The following is a 291-nucleotide window of genomic DNA, read 5'->3' as shown; positions in this document are numbered from 1 at the left end:
CAACGCCCAACGGCATGAGGTGACGGCGGTGACGGTGCGGGCTTGGCGCAAGGCCTTCGAGGTCGACGGGCTCACCAAGTGGGGCAAGGTCGAGAAGGGCCGGGGCAGGAAGCCGACGGTCAGTGACGAGAAGGTCGCCGAGATCGTGGAGCTGACCACCAAGACCCGCCCGAAGGGGCAGACCCATTGGTCGTGTCGGACGATGGCCGAACGGGCCGGGGTCAGCAAGGACACCGTGCAGCGGATCTGGCACGACTTGGGGCTCAAGCCGCACCGGGTCGAGACGTTCAA

Annotated in this window: 1 protein-coding gene; it reads left to right on the top strand. The window is 67.0% G+C overall.

What is annotated here, in order from left to right; all coding sequences use genetic code 11:
- Nucleotides 1–291, top strand: a 291-nt coding sequence (locus tag ACYQ1K_RS27995) for a helix-turn-helix domain-containing protein (protein WP_459986904.1), incomplete at both ends; no start/stop codon positions are given.

It is taken from the genome of Nocardioides sp. AN3 (assembly GCF_054653495.1).
The sequence above is the reverse complement of the archived record's forward strand: the minus strand, read 5'-3'. Positions and strand labels throughout refer to the sequence as shown.